We start from the raw sequence: 20,538 nt of genomic DNA on the forward strand, positions 1-20,538 counted from the left end.
GAATTTTATATCTTTGCGACCTAAAACGGTGGCTGGGAAGGTGCTGTGGATAACAAGTTTAAAGGTAAAAGGTCAGATAAGGCTGGAGGGAATTTAAGTGTTTCATCCATTTGTCAGATAAATGTATAAACTCAAATCAGGTAGTATAGCAGCATCGCCAGCAGATAATAATAAACAGTGGGTAACTTACCCGCAAATCGCGCAACCCATAATCTAATTAAAGGCTCAGGCACTTGTCTCTACTTCAGTAGCCTTACACAACCGCAGATTACCAGCATGTTCAAAAAGATTTTACTTGCCTTAACAGTTGTAATGCTAGTTGGTTTTGGAGCTATGGGAGAAACAAAAGCTTCTGTAGATTTGGGGTTTCCTTTTGTTCAGAATTACACCAAGCAGCTCTACAACGCTGGTAATCAGAACTGGTCGCTATGCCAAGGGGCTGATGGCGTTATGTATTTTGGTAATTCAGAAGGACTGATGGTGTTTGATGGGGAGCACTGGCAGCTTTACCGCATGCCTAATCGCATTATTGTGCGGTCTGTTGCCGCAGATACTACCGGTAAAGTATTTGTAGGCGGGTATGCAGAGTTCGGCTACTGGGCAAACGATAAAAACGGCCGCTTTACCTACCAGTCTCTCACCCACCTGCTCCCTGATACAAACGAGCTCAGAAACGAGGTCTGGAAAATTTATGTTGATGGCGACAAAGTATATTTTCAGTCATTTTCTGCTATTTACCTCTACCAGCACGGCAAAGTAAAGCTTATAAAAGGCGAGCAGGCTTTTCTGTTTTTATTAAAAGCCCGCAACAGGTTTTTTGTAGAAGGCATTGGCGCAGGACTCTTCGAAGTAAAAGGCGACTTACTAAGCCCGCTACCTAACAGCGAAGCATTAGGTGAAACCGGGGTGCTCACTATACTACCTTATAAAGAAGACCAATTTCTGATTGGTACGGCCAAAGACGGCTTGTTTATTTACGACGGACAGGAGTTTACTCCTTGGGTTACGGAGGCAGACTACCTGCTTAAAACCTCCCAGTTAAACAACGGAGCCATGGTGCAAGGAAAGTATTTTGCTTTTGGTACTATTCTGAATGGAGTTATTATTTTAGATGAAGAGGGTAAAATTGTACAACACGTAAATAAGCTAAAAGGACTGCAGAATAACACAGTACTTAACCTGTACACGGATAGGATGCAAAACCTGTGGACCGGCCTCGACAATGGCATAGACCGTATTGAAGTAAACTCCCCGCTATTTTATTATTTTGACAAGTCAGGCAAGTTCGGAACGGTTTATTCCAGCATCATCCACGACAATAAAATTTACATAGGAACAAACCAAGGCTTGTTTTACAGCGACTGGTCTGCCAGCAAAAACCGCTCGCTAGATCCCTTCGACTTTAAGCTGATCGAGAACTCGCAGGGGCAGGTGTGGGATTTGAGCCTGGTAGGAGGACAGTTGATTTGCGGGCACAATGCTGGCTCGTTTAGAGTGGTAGGCAACAGCATTCAGAAAATTTCGGATGTGAACGGTGGTTGGGTGATGCAGCGCCTGAGCTCCAACCCTGATCTGCTGCTGCAGGGTACTTATACCGGACTAGTGGTTTACAAACGCGATGAAAATGGCAACTGGAATTTCTCACATAAAGTGGCCGATTTTAGCGAACCCTCGCGATATGTGGAAGAAGATAACACAGGGTATATATGGGTGAGCCACAATTACAGAGGGCTTTATAAGTTAACCTTATCCAACGATTTTAAAATAGTAAAGGCAAGCAGGAAATACGATCAAAAAGATGGCTTGCCGGGTAACTACAATATAAATGTATTTAAACTGGAGAACAGAATCGTGTTTTCATCTGATTCAGGGTTTTATGTATACGATGAGATCAGCGATAAATTATTGAAATACAACCAGCTAAACAACAAGCTTGGCTCCTTTGCGACCTCAGGAAGTGTTATCAGGGCCAATACCAAAAAGTATTGGCTTATAGATCATGGCAAGGTAGCTTTGGCAGATTTTACGGAGCCGGGCAAGGTAAAAGTGAATTCAAGCCAGTTTCATATGCTAAGTGGCCATATGGTGCAGTTTTACGAAAACATCAGCCGAATTAGCAACAGCATGTACCTCATTAGCATCGACGATGGGTTTGTGGTGTATAACGCAGCAGTGCAGCAGCCTAATAGAACTGCCTTGCCGGCTGTAGTTATCCGGAAAGTGGAGAATACAACCAGCAGGCTAACCACTATTGCAGATACCGGCAAGCCCGGAAACGAATTAGAAATCCCCTACAACAGAAACAATATCCGCATAACGTATGCCTTGCCTTACTATAGCCAGGGAAAAGCCCGCTACCAATATCAGCTGGAAGGCTATTCGGATGGCTGGTCGGAGTGGAGCGCAGATGCTCAAAAAGACTTTACCAACCTCGACAAAGGGAATTACAAATTTTTGGTAAGAGCCAAAATTGGAGAGGAAGCCATATCGCCGGTAACGGTGTTCAGGTTTACAGTATTGCCACCTTGGTATGCAAGCGCATGGGCTATTACATTTTATTTGGTGTTTACCCTGGTGCTCCTGTTCTTACTGCGCCAGCTGTACCAGCAAAAGCTAAAGCGTGACCAACAGCGCATACTCGAAAAGCTGGAGCAGGAAAAGCAGGAGTTTCTGCAGCAGGAAGCCCTGGCGAATGAGCAGAAAATTGTGAAACTAAAAAATGAGCAGCTTAAGACAGAACTGGCAGCCAAGAGTCGCGAACTAGCCAATTCTGCGCTGAATATTGTTTCCAAAAACGAAATGTTACAAAGCCTGCGCGACGAAATAAACCAATTGAAAGATGCGGCTGGCAAAAAAGTACCCGACGATCAGCTGAAAAAGATCCAAAAGATCATAGACGATGGCATGGGTAACGAGCGCGATTGGGATCTGTTCGAAAGCAGTTTTAACGAAACCCACGAAAACTACTTCAAAAAGTTAAAGTCGAGATATCCTGAGCTTACCCCTAACGACCTGAAGTTCTGTGCCTACCTCCGTATGAATATGTCGAGCAAGGAAATTGCGTCTTTGTTGAACATTACCGTGCGCGGAGTAGAAATAAGGCGCTACAGGTTGCGGAAAAGGTTAAATATGGAGCACGAGAAAAACCTGGTTGAGTTCCTAATGGAAATCTAAGACCTTACTTGGTGGCGGCAGTCTGAAGCTATTAGCTATTGCTTAGCTAATAGAGAGGGAGTTGTTCCAATTGCTGCCAACTGTGTAATGATGGCTACAACCTGATCACCAGATAAAGCAGGCTCAAATTCTTCTAATGAAAATGCCCTTCCACAACTGTTTTAGTGAAAATACCTTTAGGCTCGGTGACTATACTCATTCAGTGCACATTCCAGGTTAATCAATTCCAGCCAAGCAGTACGGGTGAGCAAATAAAGAAGCAAAGCCGGATACTTTAACTTACCGGTAAAGAATTCTACACGACGCATGCCTGCTAATGTGCTGTACCTGGAGGTACCTAAAAGCACTTCTAAAAGCGACTCTTCTCACCTATAAGTATACAAGTTCTCTCACGACCTGAAAAAGTCTGCTAATAAGTACAAAATCTACCTATATATTCTTTCACCTTACTACATCATAGAAGGCCTGAGTTTAATAGTCAGCTACACATGGGTATGTTTGGGTAACACGGGATGGGGCAATTTTGGCCAGATATACGGCTTTTTGCTGCTTTTATACTACATCATTACCTCTCATATGCCTGCTCACGCTGTAGGAGCCGAAAAAATATTAAACCTATAATCTTCGTATTAAACCCTATTTAAAGTTCGTACTCGTACAAATGCTTGTTAGGAACCTATGTTTTACCTATTTCCATTTTTGTACCGCTCTCATGATGTAGTATTGTTGAGGGCGAATTTTTTGACACAATTAATTTTTAGCGGATCATTGTTCAACTATCTTAAACAAACCAGACCATTCTTATGAAAAACTATTTACTTCTGGTATTGTGCATGTTTACGTTTCAAGCGCTTTATGCGCAGGAGAATATAAGCATTCGCGGTACTGTTACGGACGCCTCCAACGGGCAGCCGCTTATTGGAGCCGGTGTTCAGGTAAAAGGCACCACTTCTGGTGGACAGACAGATATTGATGGTAATTATACCATTGAGAATGTTCCTTCCAACGCAACGCTTGTAGTAAGGTACATTGGGTACTTAGATCAGGAAGTTGCTGTAAATAATCGATCTGTAATTAATATAGCCCTTGAGATTAGTGCCAGCGAGCTGGAGCAGGTGGTGGTAATTGGCTACGGTACGCAACGTAAAAGAGACCTCACCGGTTCTATCACTTCAGTAAGTGGTGAAGAAATAGCCAAGCAGCCCAACCTGAACCCGTTGTCTTCTTTGCAGGGTAAAGTAGCGGGCTTAACGGTAGTAAACAGCGGCCGTGCCGGTGCCAGCCCGACCATACGCATACGCGGTGTAAACAGCACCAACAACACCAACCCGCTTTATGTGGTAGATGGTATTTTCCAGACGAACATCGATTACCTGAACCCAGCCGATATAGAGAGTATGGAGGTACTACGCGACCCTTCTTCTATCGCTATTTTTGGTTTGCAGGGAGGTAATGGGGTAATTGTGGTAACCACCAAGCGTGCCGCCAGAGGCGAAACACGGGTAAACTTCCAGAGCACAGTGGGTGTGCAGCGAGTGCAGAAGAAAATTGATGTAACCGATGCCGCAGGTTTCCGACAGCTCTACGACCAGCAGCTATTTAACCTCGGTGCCGCCCCCTTCGATTACACTAACTACACCGGTAATACCAACTGGCAGGACCTTATTTTTCAGGATGCGCTTATTACCACTAACAACCTTAGCATCTCCAACAGTGGTGAGAAAACCACTACCATGGTGAGCCTGGGCTACAATAACCAGGAGGGCGTACTGAAGTACGACAAGCACGAACGGTTTATTCTGCGCCTGAACCAGGAGATCAGGGTAACCGATAAAATTAAAGTAGGAGCCGATTTAAACGGTTTCCACTACAACCAACAGCCAGCAGCAGCTAACTTGAACAATGCGCTGTGGGCAGCGCCTATTGTACCGGTTCAGACAGATGCCACCACTTATTACGCCATGCCATCTTTCCAGCGGGCACAGGTTGGCAACCCGATCGCCACACTCAACAGGAACACCGGCAATATAGTAGACAAAGGCTATAGGATAGTAGGTAGTGTTTTCGCAGAAATTAATTTCCTGAACGATTTCACATTCCGATCTGCCGGTTATGCCAATTTGGGCTACAACAGTATTAGAAGATACACTCCGCTACCTTTTACAGAAATAATTGTAGGAGAGAATGGTGAGCCAAACGACACTTTCTTTAATCCGCTGGCAAGAACTAGTGTAGGGCAGGAGCAGGCAGAAAACCGCAGATTCCAGCAGGACCACACCTTAACTTACTCTAAAACTATAAATGAGAAGCACTTTATAACGGCTCTCACTGGTTTTACAACCTTGTTTACTGCCGATAGCAGAATTGAGGGGAACAGACAAGATACTTTGCTCAACATTCCAAGAAATCCAAGTTTCTGGTACCTGGACATTGTAGATCAGTCTACTCCGGTGCTTACTAATGCTGGCCGTGGTAGTGAAAGCGCGCTGATGTCTTATTTCGGTAGAATCAATTATGCCTATAACGACCGATATTTGCTCAACCTTACCATCAGACGAGATGCTAGTTCTAATATTGCTCCAAACAACAGAGCTGGAACTTTTGGCAGCGTTGGCTTAGGCTGGGTAATGAGTGATGAGGCATTTTTTGAGAATATAAAAGGGATTGACTTTTTAAAGCTACGTGCTTCCTGGGGAACAGTGGGAAGTGCCTTAGATATTAGAAATAACATTTTCAGACCTGGTGTTACCATAGCAAACAGAGCTGTTTTCGGTGATAATGTAAACACTTCTGTAGCTCCGGCGTATGTTCCTGATCCTAATTTAAGGTGGGAAGTAGTAAGAGGTATTGACCTGGGCCTAGAAATGCGTTCCTTCAACAACAGGCTTACCTCCGAAATTGTGTTCTACGATAGAACTACGAAAGATATTATCACAGCTTTAACGCTACTAGGTACAGCTGGTGATATAAGTTTCAGAACCAATCTTGGTGAAATCAGCAATAAAGGGGTTGAGCTATCTTTAGCCTGGAGCGATAACATTGGCTCTGACTTCTTTTATAGCTTTGCTCCAAACGTTAGCTACAATAAAAATAATGTAGAGTCAATCGGTCCCGGCATCGACTTTACCATATTTGGAAATGGCGGTGTTAATCGCACGATAACAGGTGAATCCATTGGTCACTTTTTTGGCTACCGACAAACAGGTATCTACCAAACAACTGCTGACTTAGACAATATGGCGAGCTTCCCAACCTCACAGCCTGGTGATATTGCCTACGAAGATGTAAATGGTGATGGTGAAATTACGCCTGCCGACCGTGTCAACCTAGGCTCTCCGTTCCCGACCTGGAACTTTGGCGGCTCCTTCTCTGCCGGTTACAAAGCCTTCGACTTTATGGTGGATGTGCAAGGTGTTGCTGGTAACAAGATTTATACCCAACGCCGAACGGCTACTTTTGCCCCACTTAACTTTGAAACTAACCGACTTAACGCCTGGACGGGCGCTGGTACAACGAACATCGAGCCTATCCTGGACAACACCCGTGGCAACAATTACCTCATGAGCAGCTATTTTCTGGAGCCCGGCGACTATTTCCGTTTCCGAAACGTGCAGGTAGGGTATACCTTTCGGCCAACTGGGGCATCAGCCATCGGTATCAAACAACTGAGGCTCTCAGTTAGTGGCCAGAACATTGCCACCTTCAGCCGCACGTCGGGTTATACACCGGAGGCCCCTCTTGAAAACCCGATTTCAAGTGGTGCAGATAACGGTATATATCCATTGCCAGCTGTGTATTCATTTGGTGTAAACGCAACTTTCTAAGTCACATGAACAACAATAAGATGAGATTTTTACATAAAAAAATAAGGAATTACGGGCTTACCCTTGCTCTTGTCGCAGTAACTTCTGTGCTTCCGGCCTGTAAGGACTTTCTGGATCGTGATCCGCAGGGAGAGTATACTGAAGAAACATACCCGTACCCAGAAGGAGCAGGGCCTTATGATCAATTCCTGTTTGCTGTTTACTCTGAGCTAAGGTCATTTAACGTGCACAGCCAGTCTTTTATAGCTATAACAAGTATACGTAGCGACGATGCCGACAAAGGGAGCACTCCTTCCGATGGTGGCTCTAACGCTATAGATATGGATAACTTTCCGGTAACAGTAAATAACGGTTTTGCCGATGATATGTGGAAAGGTTACTTTAACCTTGTTAGCAGAACAAACATTGCCATAGACCAGATACTAAATAACGAGGCAATAACAGCTACACCTGAAGTAAAGGTGCAGTCGGAGGCGGAGGCCAGGTTTATGAGAGCCTATGCCTACTTTATGTTGGTGCGCACATATGGCAGAGTGCCGCTTATTACAGAAGTATTCGATGACCCTGCCGCACAATCGAATGTGCCGCAGAGCAATCCTGCCGAAATCTATGCCCAAATTGAAAACGATTTGCAGTTTGCTGCCGCTAACCTCCCTGTCAGCTGGGACCCCTTGTTTATAGGGCGTGCTACTTCAGGGGCTGCCAATGGTTTACTTGCGAAGGTATATTTAACACAGCGTAAATGGTCGCAGGCCCTTGGTGCTGCCAACATGGTCATCATGTCGGGCCAGTACGACCTCTCTACTCCTTACGACCGTATTTTCAGGGAAGAAGGGGAGAACAGCCGAGAGTCGGTATTTGAGGTACAAGCTACTGCCAGCAGAACCTTTCCGGAGGTAAATGGCGTGCAGTACGCTCCTATACAGGGTATAAGAGGTGCCGGTGTATGGAACTTAGGCTGGGGCTGGAATACACCAAGTGAAGCCCTCGCTGCTGCTTACGAACCAGGTGACCCACGTCGTGCACGTACTATTTTGTTTACCAGCACTACCACTGAGGCTAACGAAGGATTGACCATTTATGGAGAGAAAACTCCTCTTGGACTACCTAACCCGCGCTATAACCACAAAGTGTATACGAACCCTGCCCGCAGAACTGCCACCGGCAGCCAGGGCGGCTGGTGGATGAATGTGCGCATTCTGCGCTATGCCGATGTGGTGCTGATGTACGCCGAAGCAGCCAACGAACTGGGCCAGACACAGGAAGCGCTTGATAAACTGGAAATGGTGAGAGCACGAGCCCGCAATGGTAACGCGGCCATTTTGCCTCCGGTTACCACTACCGATCAGGCTGAATTGCGCGAAGCCATTCGCCACGAGAGACGAGTGGAGCTAGGCATGGAGCACGATCGCTTTTTTGACCTGGTGCGTTGGGGCATTGCCCGCGAAGCGCTGCATGCTGTAGGTAAAACCAACTTCAATGAAAATCGCGATGTGCTGCTGCCAATTCCGCAGAACCAGATCGACATCAGCAGAGGAGTGCTTACTCAAAACCCAGGGTACTAATTCACTAATCTTAAAGGCAAAAGCAAATGAAATTTTCAGAGATATATACGAACTTCAGGATGGCAGGCGTGGCTTTCGCCGCCATCTTGCTCTCGGCGTGCGAATACGATGGCAACCCCAACAAGCTCGACGATGTGAATCCCGCCGATTATGCAGGCAAAGTAGACGGCTACTCCAGCTCCGACGAAATTTACCCCAACAACCTAATTGCTTATTGGTCTTTCGACGATACTAAAAATGAGCTGGTAAGTGGCACGGCCCCCACAGCTTCGGCCAACGACCGTTTTGTAGAGGGAGGCGTAAGGGGCAAGGCCCTGGACCTGAATGCCGGTTGGGTGTATTTTGCCCAGCAGTTCGAGAACTTTAAGACTGATAACCTCAAGAGCTTCACCATCAGCCATTGGGTACAGATTGAAAACAACGGATCTAAGCGAACCATGACCTTCCAACTGGCACGGCCGGGAATGTTTAACGGCAACATCAACATTGCTTTAAACACCAATGCTTTTCCGGCTTCCGATGTAGAGAATCTTAAAATCCAGCCAACATTCAACACCATTGGCGGTGGCATGCAAGACAACATCAATACCCAGCGAGATAACCCTGGCGATGCCAACTATGTGCCTTATATAACTCCCCGCATCGGGGCCGACAGGTGGGTACACATTGTAGTGACTTACGATGGCACCTCTGGCACTTTCAACATCTGGTCGAATGGCATAAAGGCAGGGGCTTTCTCCAGCAGAGGCGTGGGTAACAACCTGTTCAATGCCTTTGAGCCAAGCGAGATAATTATCGGCTCCAACTACAACGGCATACCGGGCAAAGAAGTAAACGAGGATACCAATTTTGCACCTATGACGGGCAGAATAGACGAGATCAGGGTATTTGATGTTCCCTTGCCAGATGCCCATATCCGAAGCTTGTATAACCTGGGCTTAGTGAACCAGTAAAGTCATATCATTACCCTTAGCTGTTTTAGAGCTAAAATCCTTCGCAAGGGTACCCAAACCCGAGTTCTGGCAAAATCAATGTTGCAATGCCGGACGGAACCATCATACAAAAAATCAGCCTGTTTACAGCTACAGGTAAAAAAGTGCTGGAGAAAGAGTTCAGGCACACATCGGCAGCTCAGACTATAGATGCCTCTTCGCTCGGCCAAGGCATGTACCTGATTAAAGTGCAGACTACAAAAGGCGAAACCGTGTCGAGCGTTGTGCCTGATCTTACATGTTAAGTAAAACGTTCCGGAAGGGCTTTTTCATTAGAATAATTTACCTGCACCGCTTTCTTTTTCTGAAGCGGTGCAGGTAAAAAAGTAAAATAGTAACTCCATATACCAAGTTGCATGAAGAGTTCCCTGTATTACATTGCGCAGCGTGTACCAGTAAGTTTCTTTTATAGAGCGGTGCCCTCAATACTTTTACTAATAGTGTTTCTGGTTTCCGGCTGCAAAAAAGAAGATGAACAAACACCGGTAAATACATCGTTGTCTTTTACAGTGAACGAGGTATACAATGGCACCCGGAACTATTCCGGCTTAAACCCAAAGCCTGTCATAAAATTCAACTTTACAGCGCCCATCAACCCAAACTCCCTAACAGATGGGCTTAAACTTACGACTAACACTGGTACAGCAGTTCCGCTTATCACCTCTTTACAAGATAATAACAGAACCGTTATTGCCATACCCGAAAACAACCTGGCTTCCTTCTCCAGCTATGAGCTGGCTGTAACCAGCAGCCTGCAATCGGCTACGGGCGGTCGGCTAATTAATCCGTTGGTCATCAGTCTGAAAACTGGTTTCGACGACACTGATAAGTTTGCGCGCATACCCGACGAGGAGCTCCTGACACTGGTGCAGCGCCAGACGTTTAACTACTTCTACGATTTTGGTCATCCGGGAAGTGGCCTGGCGCGTGAGCGAAATACATCTGGCAACACCGTAACCATTGGAGGCTCTGGTTTTGGCATTATGGCCCTGATAACAGGTGTGCACCGTGGCTTCATAACCCGTGCCGAGGGACTTGCCCGGGTAGAGAAAATGGTGAATTTCCTGAAAAACAAAGCGGAGCGACACCATGGCGCTTACCCACACTGGCTCGACGGCAACACCGGCGCCACTTTACCATTCAGTGCCAACGATAATGGTGCCGACCTGGTAGAGACTGCTTTCCTGATGCAAGGCCTGCTCACGGCACGGCAATATTTCAACACTGCCAATGCCGCAGAAGCTGCGCTCAGAAACGATATAACCGCCATTTACAATGGAGTGGAGTGGGACTGGTTCCGCAAAGACGGTGGCGATGTGTTGTACTGGCACTGGAGCCCGAACATGGGCTGGGCACAAAACCTGCCTATCCACGGCTGGGACGAAGCCCTGGTGACCTATGTACTGGCGGCTGCTTCGCCCACACATACCATCCCGAAAACTGTGTACGACAACGGCTGGGCCAGGAATGGCGGCATGCGGAACGGCAACAGCTACTATGGCGTGCAGCTGCCGCTGGGGCCGGAGCTTGGCGGGCCGCTGTTCTTTGAGCATTACTCGTTCCTGGGCATCAACCCCAAAGGTTTAACCGATGCTTATGCTAACTACGAAACCCAGACCCGTGCACATACCCTTATCAATTACAGGTACTGCGTAGACAACCCAAAAAACTTTTATGGCTATTCTGAAAACTGCTGGGGCTTAACGGCAAGTGACATCCAAAACGGCTATACCGCCAGCTCTCCTACGAACGACAGAGGCCATATTGCCCCAACTGCCGCACTTAGTTCTTTCCCATACACGCCCACCGAATCGATGCAGGCGCTGCACTTTTTCTACTACAAACTCGGCGATAAAATTTGGAAAGACTATGGCTTTGTAGACGCTTTCTCGCTGCACGACCAGTGGTTTGCCAGCTCGCACCTGGCCATAGATCAGGGCCCGATTATCGTCATGATCGAAAATTACCGCTCCGGCTTACTCTGGGACTTATTTATGAGCGCACCGGAAGTACAGACAGGCCTGAAGAAACTGGGCTTCACAAGTCCGTACCTGAATTAAGAAGAGGTAAGCCAGCCATACCCTTGATCAGTAACTGACCGAAACGCCTCTGGAAGGCCATTTTCATTAGAGGAATTGGTTGCTGGGAAGAAAAATTATTAAATGGCTGATTAAAACTAGCAGCAAGGGCCTCGCAGCTCCTGCGGGATTCTGGTTGAAGCAGATAAAAATAGAACATACATTTATAAAAGACCAATATCTTGAAAATGAAAAAAGGAAGAAACTACATACTACATCTACTCTCACTCCTATTGTGCGGCAGCCTGCTTAGCTGCAATCAAACCTCCACCACTACAGAAACCACCGAAGCAGCTACCACCACAGCAGGAGCTGAGAAATTAAGCGACGACGAACTGCTCACGCTGGTGCAACGCAATACGTTTCAGTATTTCTGGGATGGCGCAGAGCCAACTTCCGGGTTGGCGCGGGAGCGGATTCACATGGACGGCGAGTACCCGCAAAACGACCAAAACGTGATTACAACCGGTGCCTCGGGCTTTGGTGTAATGGCCATTCTGGTAGGCATTGAGCGCGGTTTTATTACGAGGCAGCAAGGGCTGGAACGCCTGCAGAAGGCAGTGGACTACCTCGGCAAAGCCGATCGGTTTCATGGTGCCTGGCCGCACTGGATGCAGGGCGAAACCGGTAAAGTAAAGCCTTTCGGTAAAAAAGACGATGGTGGCGACTTGGTAGAATCGGCCTTCCTGGTGCAGGGGCTGCTAACGGTAAGGCAGTATTTTGCCGATGGAAACGAGCAGGAGAAAGCACTGGCGGCAAGTATAAACAAGCTTTGGGAAGGCGTGGAGTGGAACTGGTACCGCAATGGCACCAATGCACTCTACTGGCACTGGTCGCCAAACTATGCCTGGGAAATGAACTTTCAGGTGCGTGGCTACGACGAGTGCCTCATCATGTATATACTGGCCGCATCTTCGCCTACCCACTCCATTCCTGCCGAAGTATACCACGAAGGCTGGGCCCGAAGCGGAGGGATAAAAGCTGATGTGCAGCCTTACGGGCATAAAATTGAACTGAAGCATAATGGTGCAGAAGGTAGTGTAGGACCCTTGTTCTGGTCGCATTACTCGTACCTGGGCCTCGACCCGCGCGGCCTCAAAGACCGATATGCCGACTATTGGCAGCATAACCGCAACCACACACTGGTACATCGCTCGTATGCCCTCGAAAACCCTAAAAACTACAAAGGTTACGGCGAACATGCCTGGGGCTTTACCTCCAGCTACTCGCCCAAAGGCTACGCCGGCCACAGCCCGAAAAACGATCTGGGAGTTATCTCGCCAACAGCAGCCTTATCTTCCTTTCCTTACACACCAAAAGAGTCGATGCAGGTTATCCGGCACCTGTACGAAAACCTAGGCGACAAGGTATGGGGCGAATACGGTTTTTACGATGCCTACAGCGAAACCGAAGACTGGTACCCGCAGCGCTACCTGGGCATAGACCAGGGCCCTATTGTGGTCATGATCGAGAACGGGCGCAGCGGCCTGCTCTGGGACCTGTTCATGAGTGCGCCGGAAGTGCAGCAAGGGCTGAAGAAACTAGGCTTTGAGAGTCCTAAACTAAAGTAGATGATATCTCAGCTCAGATGCATGCTCTTTTCGGCTCTGTTGCTGGTCAGTGCCTGCAGCCCCCGGCTACAGCAAGCTACCTTTGTGCTGTTGCCCGACACGCAGACCTATGCCGAAAAATTTCCTGAGATTTTAGAGGCGCAGGTAAACTGGGTAGCAGAAGAAGCCGCAAACATAAACCTGGTGCTGCAACAAGGCGACCTGACACAGAACAACAACGATCTGGAATGGCAGCGGGTGCAATCGGCCTTTAAGCGACTCAAGGGCAAAGTGCCGTATGTGCTGGCAGTCGGCAACCACGATATGGGCAGCGCACCCGGCAAGTTTGCTGATGTCCGGAATACAGAGCTGTTCAACAAATACTTTCCTTACCAAATTATGGCGACACTACCTGCTTTTGGTGGTGTTTACGAAGCAAATAAACTCGACAACGCGTATTATCTGCTGGAAACCGGCAAGCACAAGTGGCTGGTGCTTACGCTGGAGTTTGGCCCCCGGGAAAAGGTAATAGCCTGGGCAAATGAGGTGGTAACCAAGCATCAGGACCGAACCGTTATTGTTAACACCCACGCTTACATGTACTCCGACAGTACCAGGCAAACCGATAAAGATTACTGGCGGGCACAGGGCTATGGGATTGGCAAAGACACTGGTCCGGATGCTGTGAACGACGGTGAGCAGCTTTGGAAAAAGCTAGTAAAGAAACACCCGAATATCCGCTTTGTTTTTTCTGGGCACGTGCTTAACACCGGCGTTGGCACACTAGTAAGTATAAACGATGCTGGTCTGCCAGTGTACCAGATGCTGGCCAATTACCAGGAAGGCGTGCAAGGCTCCGTTAAGGGTGGCAACGGCTGGCTGCGGATACTGAAGCTGGACTTTAAAAATAACTCCATTTCAGTACAAACATATTCGCCTTACCTGAAGGAGTACAGGCAGGATGAGGCGCATAACTTTAAAATAGAACATGCCCTGCTGAAACCAGGTAAGAAGAAGTAAGGTCAGCCGCCAAAAGGCTCCGGAAGGCCTGTTTGTGGTTATTAATGGTTGATTGTTAAATAGTTGATTTGAAGATTTGGAGATGAACAGAATGGGTCTCGCAGGGTACGCAGCTCCTGCGAGATCTTTGCAAAGCAGGAAAAAGATCATGAATCAGTTTTAGAAAAAATCTAATAGCTAGCATCTAACCTCTGAAATCTATTGTATTAATAAAGATCACGCATACTAAATCAGATAAAAAGAAGCCATGAAAAAGAAGCATTTATTTAATTCTTTGGTACTGTTGGCGCTCTGTTTTACATGCTTTTACAGGGCACAGGCGCAGGAACTACCGTTGCCTCCTTTCTGGAACGAAATTCAGGAATTTAAGCGGCAAGACAGTGTGCAGATGCCCCCCAAAGACGCCATTCTGTTTGTGGGCAGCTCCTCTTTCAGGATGTGGACCAACATGCAGCAGATGCTGCCAGAGTACACAGTCATAAACCGGGGATTTGGCGGTTCTAATCTGCTCGACCTCAAGCGCTACCTCCCCGATATTGTGTTCCCGTACCAGCCACGGCAAATCGTCATCTACTCCGGCGAAAACGATATTGCTTCTGATACAGTGAGAGCCGAGGAAGTGCTGCTGCGGTTCGAAAACGTTTTTCAGGCGATCAGGGAAGAGCTGCCGGAGGTGCCCATCGTGTACATCACGATAAAACCAAGCCCCGACCGCGAACGCTACATGCCCATCATGCGCGAAGCAAATGAATTAATCATGAAATATCTGGCGGCACAGCCAAATACAAAGTTTGTAGATGTGTACAAGCCCATGCTTCAGAAAAACGGCAAGCCCCGCACCGATATTTTTATACAGGACAACCTCCACATGAATGAGAAGGGCTATGCCATTTGGGTAAAAGCCCTGAAACCACATCTATTAAAAAAACAACCGATAAGCCGATGAAGAGAATAAGCACTGCCTTCCTGTTTTTTGTGTGCCTTGGCTGTTCGCAGAACGTAACGCAACAACAGCGAACCACTACAGCCAATACTCCCACGCCTGCCACAAATACAGAGGCTGCAAGGCCAGCAAAAGATCCGGAAATGGATCGTTTCGTTTCTGATCTGCTGGCGAAGATGACGTTGGAAGAAAAAATAGGGCAGCTCAACCTTGCTGCCGTCGGCTTTGATGTAACAGGTCCGGTAGTAAGTAAAAACGTAGATGAGAACATCCGGCAAGGCAATGTTGGCGGCGTGTTTAATACCTTTACACCAGTTGCTGCCCGCAAGCTACAGGAGCTTGCAGTAAACAATACTCGCCTAAAAATTCCGCTGTTATTTGGCTACGATGTGATACACGGGCACCGCACCATTTTCCCGATTCCGCTTGCTCTCTCCACCAGCTGGGACATGAACCTGATAGAACAAAGCGCCCGCATCGCAGCCGAAGAAGCCTCTGCCGATGGGCTGAACTGGGTGTTTTCGCCGATGGTGGATATTGCCCGCGATGCCCGTTGGGGGCGTATTTCAGAAGGAGCAGGCGAAGATCCTTACCTCGGATCGGAGGTAGCAAAAGCCATGATACGAGGTTACCAGGGCGATGACCTTACCCGTAACAATACCGTAATGGCCTGCCTCAAGCACTTTGCGCTGTACGGTGCAGCAGAGGCCGGCCGCGACTACGGCACCACCGATATGAGTCTGCAACGCATGTACAACGAGTACATGCCGCCCTACAAAGCTGCTATAGAGGCCGGAGTAGGCAGCGTTATGACCTCCTTTAACGACATTAACGGTATTCCGGCAACCGGCAACCGCTGGCTCATGACGGAGCTGCTGCGCGATACCTGGGGCTTCGATGGATTTGTGGTAACCGACTATACTGCCATAAACGAAATGGTGGCGCATGGCATGGGCACAGAAGCCGAAGTAGGTGAACTGGCCCTGAAAGCCGGCACCGACATGGACATGGTAGGAGAGGTATTCCTGAAACACCTGGGCCAGTCTGTTAAAGACGGAAAAGTAACAGAGGCAGAAGTAGACCTTGCCTGCCGCCGTATCTTGGAAGGGAAATACAAGCTCGGGCTGTTCGAAGACCCTTACCGCTACACCGACGAGGCTCGCCCGGCTGCTACCATCATGAAGCCGGAGTTTATAGAAGCCTCCCGCGACATTGCCCGCAAGAGCATGGTACTCCTCAAGAACAACAAAAACATGCTGCCCCTGAAGCAGAGCGGTTCTATTGCCCTCATCGGGCCGCTGGTAAACAGGCAGCGCGAGATGATTGGCAACTGGAGCGCAGCTGGCGACTGGAAACAGGCCGTGTCGCTGGAGCAGGGCATCCGGAATGTGGTGGGCAACAAAGTGAAAATTAATTATGCCAAAGGCGCGAACATAGCCGACGATGAGCAGATGCTGAAACGCCTGAATGCACATGGCGGTGAACTGGACATTGACAGCCGCAGCTCCGATGCCATGATACAGGAGGCGGTGCGAGTGGCGCGTAATTCGGATATAGTTGTAGCTGTAGTAGGCGAGTCGCAGGGTATGACCGGTGAGGCAGCCAGCCGTGCCGACATTACACTGCCCGGCCAGCAACTGGAGCTGCTGAAGGCCCTGAAGAAAACAGGCAAGCCGCTGGTTGTTGTGCTGATGAATGGCCGCCCGCTGGCACTGCAGTGGGAAGAACAAAACGCCGATGCCATACTCGAGACTTGGTTTGCCGGTACACAGGGTGGCAATGCCATTGCCGATGTGCTGTTTGGGCTCTACAATCCTTCTGGCAAGCTAACTACTACTTTTCCGCAGGTAGTAGGGCAGGAGCCACTTTTCTACAACCATAAAAACACAGGCCGCCCATTTGGTGGCGAACTGCTTGATAAATATAAATCGCGGTACCTCGATGTTACAAATGAGCCGCTCTATCCGTTTGGGTTTGGCCTGAGCTACACCACTTTCGATTACGGTACCCCCCAAATCAGTAAAACCACCATTTCTCCAAGCGAGTCGCTGGAGGTGCGGGTAGAAGTGCGTAACACGGGCAACTACGATGGCGAAGAAGTTGTGCAACTCTACATCCAGGACCTGGTTGGCTCTATTTCCAGGCCAGTAAAAGAATTAAAAGGCTTTCAGAAAATATCGCTCAAAAAAGGCGAGGCCAGAATGGTTACGTTCACTATAACCCCTGATGATCTGAAGTTCTATAACTACGCCTTGGAGCATGTGCTGGAACCCGGCGATTTCAAAGTTTTCGTCGGTACTAACTCCCGCGATGTGCAGGAAGTCGCTTTCAGGGTACAGGAGTAAGTGTTGGAGGAATTTACCCTAAAGCCCAAAACAGACATTTTCCTTCGGAAGGCCATTTTGATTAGAATAATTTGGTTGTTGATTGTTAGTTACTGATCGTAAAATGATTAAATTGTTGATTTCAAGAGGAGCAGCAAAGACGCTCGCAGTGCGCGCAGCTCCTGCGAGCGTCTTTGCTGCAAAGTAGATGAAGCAAAGCCACTCCGGAGAAAAAATATAGCATCTATAATCTTGCATCTAAAATCTAGACAATGCCTCCGGAAGGCCAATTTCATTAGAAGAACTTGATCTTTATGCACTGCTCAAATTGTCGCGAGCTAAGGGGCAGCCATAGCTTGTGGTATAACATGAGGTGAGTTTCCAACTTGAATAAGTCACTCAGTTAAATTAGAAATCAGACTCAGAAATGGAGTTAATTGAGGACTAAAATGAAGTAGCTTTTCGTTATTAATCGTTGTGCTTCCGCAAGCTGAAAGTTTGCTGTTATGAAAGACCACGAGGTATGGCTGGGGCTAAACCAGCGGCAGCCATACCTCGTGGTCCTGATTTACTTTGTCCTCGGTTTGACCTAGCTTTAGTGTAAGCAGCTTTTAATTCACAATGAAATAGCTAAACCCATACATTTTTAACAAATTTTAGTCATAACTTACAAATGTTTGTTTGATGGCTTGAAAATCACTATTATTAACCTGCAAAAATATAACACCACCCTTATGGCCGAAAATAGATATGATGCGATAGTCATCGGTTCTGGTATATCAGGCGGTTGGGCAGCTAAGGAGCTCACCGAAAAAGGCCTGAAAACTATTATGCTGGAACGTGGCCGAAACATCGAGCACGTTAAAGATTATGTAAATGCTAACAAGCACCCCTGGGAGTTTGAGCATCGAGGTCGTCGTACCGAGCAAATGGTACAGGATTACCCCGTTCTGAAGCGAGACTACGCGCTGAATGAACTGAACCTCGATTATTGGGTAAATGAGAAAGAAAGCCCTTATACCGAAACCAAGCGTTTCGACTGGTACCGCGGCTACCACGTAGGCGGCCGTTCGCTCATGTGGGGGCGACAGAGCTACAGGTTAGCCGACATTGACTTTGAAGCCAATGCCAAAGACGGCATTGCAGTAGACTGGCCTATCCGGTACAAGGACATTGCGCCCTGGTATAGTTACGTAGAGAAATTTGCTGGCATCAGCGGGTCTGTAGAAAATATTCCGCACCTTCCAGATGGCGAGTTTATGCCAGCCATGGAGCTGAACTGTGTAGAGAAAGATATAGCAGCCCGCATAAAAGAACACTACAAAGGAAACCGGCACATGATTATAGGGCGTGTTGCCAACATTACGCAACCGCACCACAACCGCACCAACTGCCAGTACCGCAATAAGTGCTGGCTGGGTTGCCAGTTCGGCGGATACTTCAGCACACAATCGGCTACACTACCGGCTGCCATGGCTACAGGTAATTTAACCTTACGTCCTTTCTCTATCGTAACCAAAATACTTTACGATAAAGACACCAAGAAAGCGACTGGTGTGGAGGTGCTCGATGCTGAAACAAACCAGACATACGAGTACTTTGCCAAAGTAATATTCCTGAATGCCTCTACCCTTAACTCTACCTGGGTGCTGATGAACTCCGCTACCGATGTGTGGGAAGGCGGGCTGGGCAGCAGCAGTGGTGAGCTAGGCCATAACCTCATGGATCACCATTTCAGGGCTGGAGCCTCGGGCAGAGTAGAAGGCTATGAAGACAAGTACGTATATGGCCGCCGTCCGAACGGAGTGTATATTCCGAGGTTCCGGAACATCGGCGACGACAAACGCGACTACATCAGGGGGTTTGGCTACCAGGGCAGTGCCGGCCGCGAAGGCTGGAGCCGCGAAATTGCCGAATTGGGTATTGGTGGTGATTTAAAGGATGCGCTCTGTGAACCAGGCCAGTGGACCATGGGCGTTACAGGCTTTGGAGAAATTCTGCCTTACCACGACAACAAAATAAGCCTCGACCAGAACAAGAAAGATAAATGGGGCCTGCCAGTGCTTGCCATCGACTGCGACATTAGAGATAACGAGAAGCGAATGCGCAAAGACATGATGGAAGATGCCAAGGAGATGCTTGAAATAGCTGGCGTTAAAGATGTTAAAACCAACGACAGCGGTTATGCCATGGGCATGGGTATACACGAAATGGGAACAGCCCGCATGGGCCGCGACCCCAAAACCTCTGTACTGAACCAGTACAACCAGGTATGGGATGCCCCCAATGTGTACGTTACAGATGGTGCCTGCATGACGTCGGCAGGTTGCCAAAACCCTTCGCTTACGTATATGGCGCTAACTGCCAGAGCCGTAGACCATGCCGTGAGCGAAATGAAGAAATTAAATCTTTAGACATCTCTTTAGAAATAATATAAATGGATAGAAGAGAAGCATTAAAAGCGGTTGGCCTGCTGATGGGCGGTGCTATGATAGGCGGTGAGTTACTGATGTCCTGCACTTCCAGCTCTGCCAAAGTAAACGAGCTGTTTAACGAGGACCAGGTGGCTTTCCTAGACGAGGTAGCCGACACTATTCTGCCTGCTACCAGCACCCCCGGTGCCAAAGAAGCGGGCGTAGGCCACCTGATGGCCGTTATGGTGCAGGACTGCTACCCCGAAGAAGACCAGAAAGTGTTTATGAACGGTATTTCTGAGCTTGATAAGGCTAGCAAAAAAGAGTTTGGCAGCAAGTTTATGGAGCTAAGTGCACAAGACCGGACTAAACTGTTAACAGCTCTGGATGAGGAACAGAAAAAGTACATGCGCGAAAAAGCGCCGGAGGCGCCGAATCATTATTTCCGAATGATGAAGGAACTGACGCTGTTCGGGTATTTCACCTCGGAAATAGGAGCTACCAAAGCCCTGCGTTACGAAGCAATTCCCGGTCGTTATGATGCCTGCATTCCTTACAAAAAAGGCGACAGAGCCTGGGCGACCTAAGGCTTCGCCTCATTCAAAATTAGAACTTCAAAATTAGAGATGCAGAACAAAGATTTTTGACATAGAT

Annotated in this window: 11 protein-coding genes and 1 pseudogene; all 12 read left to right on the forward strand. The window is 48.0% G+C overall.

Translation table 11 applies throughout. The features are described 5' to 3' along the window. Positions 1–276 precede the first annotated feature (276 nt). The 12 genes and pseudogenes from ACMA1I_RS06590 (at position 277) to ACMA1I_RS06645 (ending at position 20,471) form a co-directional block, all read left to right on the forward strand. Complete coding sequence (locus ACMA1I_RS06590; RefSeq protein ID WP_337067506.1) at positions 277–3,174, forward strand: triple tyrosine motif-containing protein; 2,898 nt, start codon at positions 277–279, stop codon at positions 3,172–3,174. Between the two features lie 803 nt (positions 3,175–3,977). Further along, the gene (locus tag ACMA1I_RS06595; protein WP_337067507.1) at positions 3,978–6,998 is read left to right on the forward strand and encodes a TonB-dependent receptor; all 3,021 of its coding nucleotides are present in this window, start codon (positions 3,978–3,980) and stop codon (positions 6,996–6,998) included. Between the two features lie 20 nt (positions 6,999–7,018). Continuing rightward, positions 7,019–8,563 carry a RagB/SusD family nutrient uptake outer membrane protein gene (locus ACMA1I_RS06600; protein ID WP_337067508.1) on the forward strand — a complete coding sequence of 515 codons (1,545 nt, stop codon included), beginning with the start codon at positions 7,019–7,021 and terminating at the stop codon, positions 8,561–8,563. A 26-nt stretch (positions 8,564–8,589) separates the two neighbouring features. Next, on the forward strand, positions 8,590–9,516 hold the full coding sequence (locus tag ACMA1I_RS06605) for a LamG-like jellyroll fold domain-containing protein (protein WP_337067509.1): 927 nt from the start codon (positions 8,590–8,592) through the stop codon (positions 9,514–9,516). 62 nt (positions 9,517–9,578) lie between these two features. Continuing rightward, positions 9,579–9,800: pseudogene (locus ACMA1I_RS06610) on the forward strand (T9SS type A sorting domain-containing protein); the annotation flags it as partial. 111 nt (positions 9,801–9,911) lie between these two features. Then, entirely contained in the window at positions 9,912–11,615 is a 1,704-nt protein-coding gene (locus tag ACMA1I_RS06615; protein ID WP_337067510.1) for a glucoamylase family protein, read from the forward strand. Positions 11,616–11,821: 206 nt separating this feature from the next. Further along, positions 11,822–13,204 carry a glucoamylase family protein gene (locus ACMA1I_RS06620; RefSeq protein WP_337067511.1) on the forward strand — a complete coding sequence of 461 codons (1,383 nt, stop codon included), beginning with the start codon at positions 11,822–11,824 and terminating at the stop codon, positions 13,202–13,204. 21 nt (positions 13,205–13,225) lie between these two features. Then, a complete protein-coding gene (locus ACMA1I_RS06625; protein WP_337067512.1) occupies positions 13,226–14,203 on the forward strand; it encodes a metallophosphoesterase in 978 nt (325 codons plus the stop codon). A 247-nt stretch (positions 14,204–14,450) separates the two neighbouring features. Then, positions 14,451–15,149, forward strand: a complete 699-nt coding sequence (locus ACMA1I_RS06630) for a GDSL-type esterase/lipase family protein (RefSeq protein ID WP_337067513.1) — start codon at positions 14,451–14,453, stop codon at positions 15,147–15,149. Then, positions 15,146–17,491 carry a beta-glucosidase BglX gene (gene bglX / locus ACMA1I_RS06635; protein WP_337067514.1) on the forward strand — a complete coding sequence of 782 codons (2,346 nt, stop codon included), beginning with the start codon at positions 15,146–15,148 and terminating at the stop codon, positions 17,489–17,491. Before ACMA1I_RS06630 ends, bglX begins: the two co-directional genes overlap by 4 nt. 713 nt (positions 17,492–18,204) lie before the next feature. Continuing rightward, positions 18,205–19,884 (forward strand): GMC family oxidoreductase, encoded by a 1,680-nt coding sequence (locus tag ACMA1I_RS06640; protein ID WP_337067515.1) that lies wholly within the window; start codon positions 18,205–18,207, stop codon positions 19,882–19,884. A gap of 23 nt (positions 19,885–19,907) precedes the next feature. Next, positions 19,908–20,471: a gluconate 2-dehydrogenase subunit 3 family protein gene (locus ACMA1I_RS06645; RefSeq protein WP_337067516.1), complete on the forward strand. Its 564-nt coding sequence runs from the start codon at positions 19,908–19,910 to the stop codon at positions 20,469–20,471. The last annotated feature ends 67 nt before the right edge of the window (positions 20,472–20,538 follow it).

Source organism: Pontibacter sp. 13R65, assembly GCF_047525655.1.
In the GTDB taxonomy this organism is placed as follows: Bacteria; Bacteroidota; Bacteroidia; order Cytophagales; family Hymenobacteraceae; genus Pontibacter.

Excerpts from the sequence above, each read along its gene's own strand:
- ACMA1I_RS06645 (WP_337067516.1), top strand. The coding sequence starts at position 19,908 with ATGGATAGAAGAGAAGCATTAAAAGCGGTTGGCCTGCTGATGGGCGGT.
- ACMA1I_RS06590 (WP_337067506.1), top strand. The coding sequence starts at position 277 with ATGTTCAAAAAGATTTTACTTGCCTTAACAGTTGTAATGCTAGTTGGT.
- ACMA1I_RS06615 (WP_337067510.1), top strand. The coding sequence starts at position 9,912 with ATGAAGAGTTCCCTGTATTACATTGCGCAGCGTGTACCAGTAAGTTTC.
- ACMA1I_RS06595 (WP_337067507.1), top strand. The coding sequence starts at position 3,978 with ATGAAAAACTATTTACTTCTGGTATTGTGCATGTTTACGTTTCAAGCG.
- bglX (WP_337067514.1), top strand. The coding sequence starts at position 15,146 with ATGAAGAGAATAAGCACTGCCTTCCTGTTTTTTGTGTGCCTTGGCTGT.
- ACMA1I_RS06605 (WP_337067509.1), top strand. The coding sequence starts at position 8,590 with ATGAAATTTTCAGAGATATATACGAACTTCAGGATGGCAGGCGTGGCT.
- ACMA1I_RS06625 (WP_337067512.1), top strand. The coding sequence starts at position 13,226 with ATGCTCTTTTCGGCTCTGTTGCTGGTCAGTGCCTGCAGCCCCCGGCTA.
- ACMA1I_RS06600 (WP_337067508.1), top strand. The coding sequence starts at position 7,019 with ATGAGATTTTTACATAAAAAAATAAGGAATTACGGGCTTACCCTTGCT.
- ACMA1I_RS06640 (WP_337067515.1), top strand. The coding sequence starts at position 18,205 with ATGGCCGAAAATAGATATGATGCGATAGTCATCGGTTCTGGTATATCA.
- ACMA1I_RS06630 (WP_337067513.1), top strand. The coding sequence starts at position 14,451 with ATGAAAAAGAAGCATTTATTTAATTCTTTGGTACTGTTGGCGCTCTGT.
- ACMA1I_RS06620 (WP_337067511.1), top strand. The coding sequence starts at position 11,822 with ATGAAAAAAGGAAGAAACTACATACTACATCTACTCTCACTCCTATTG.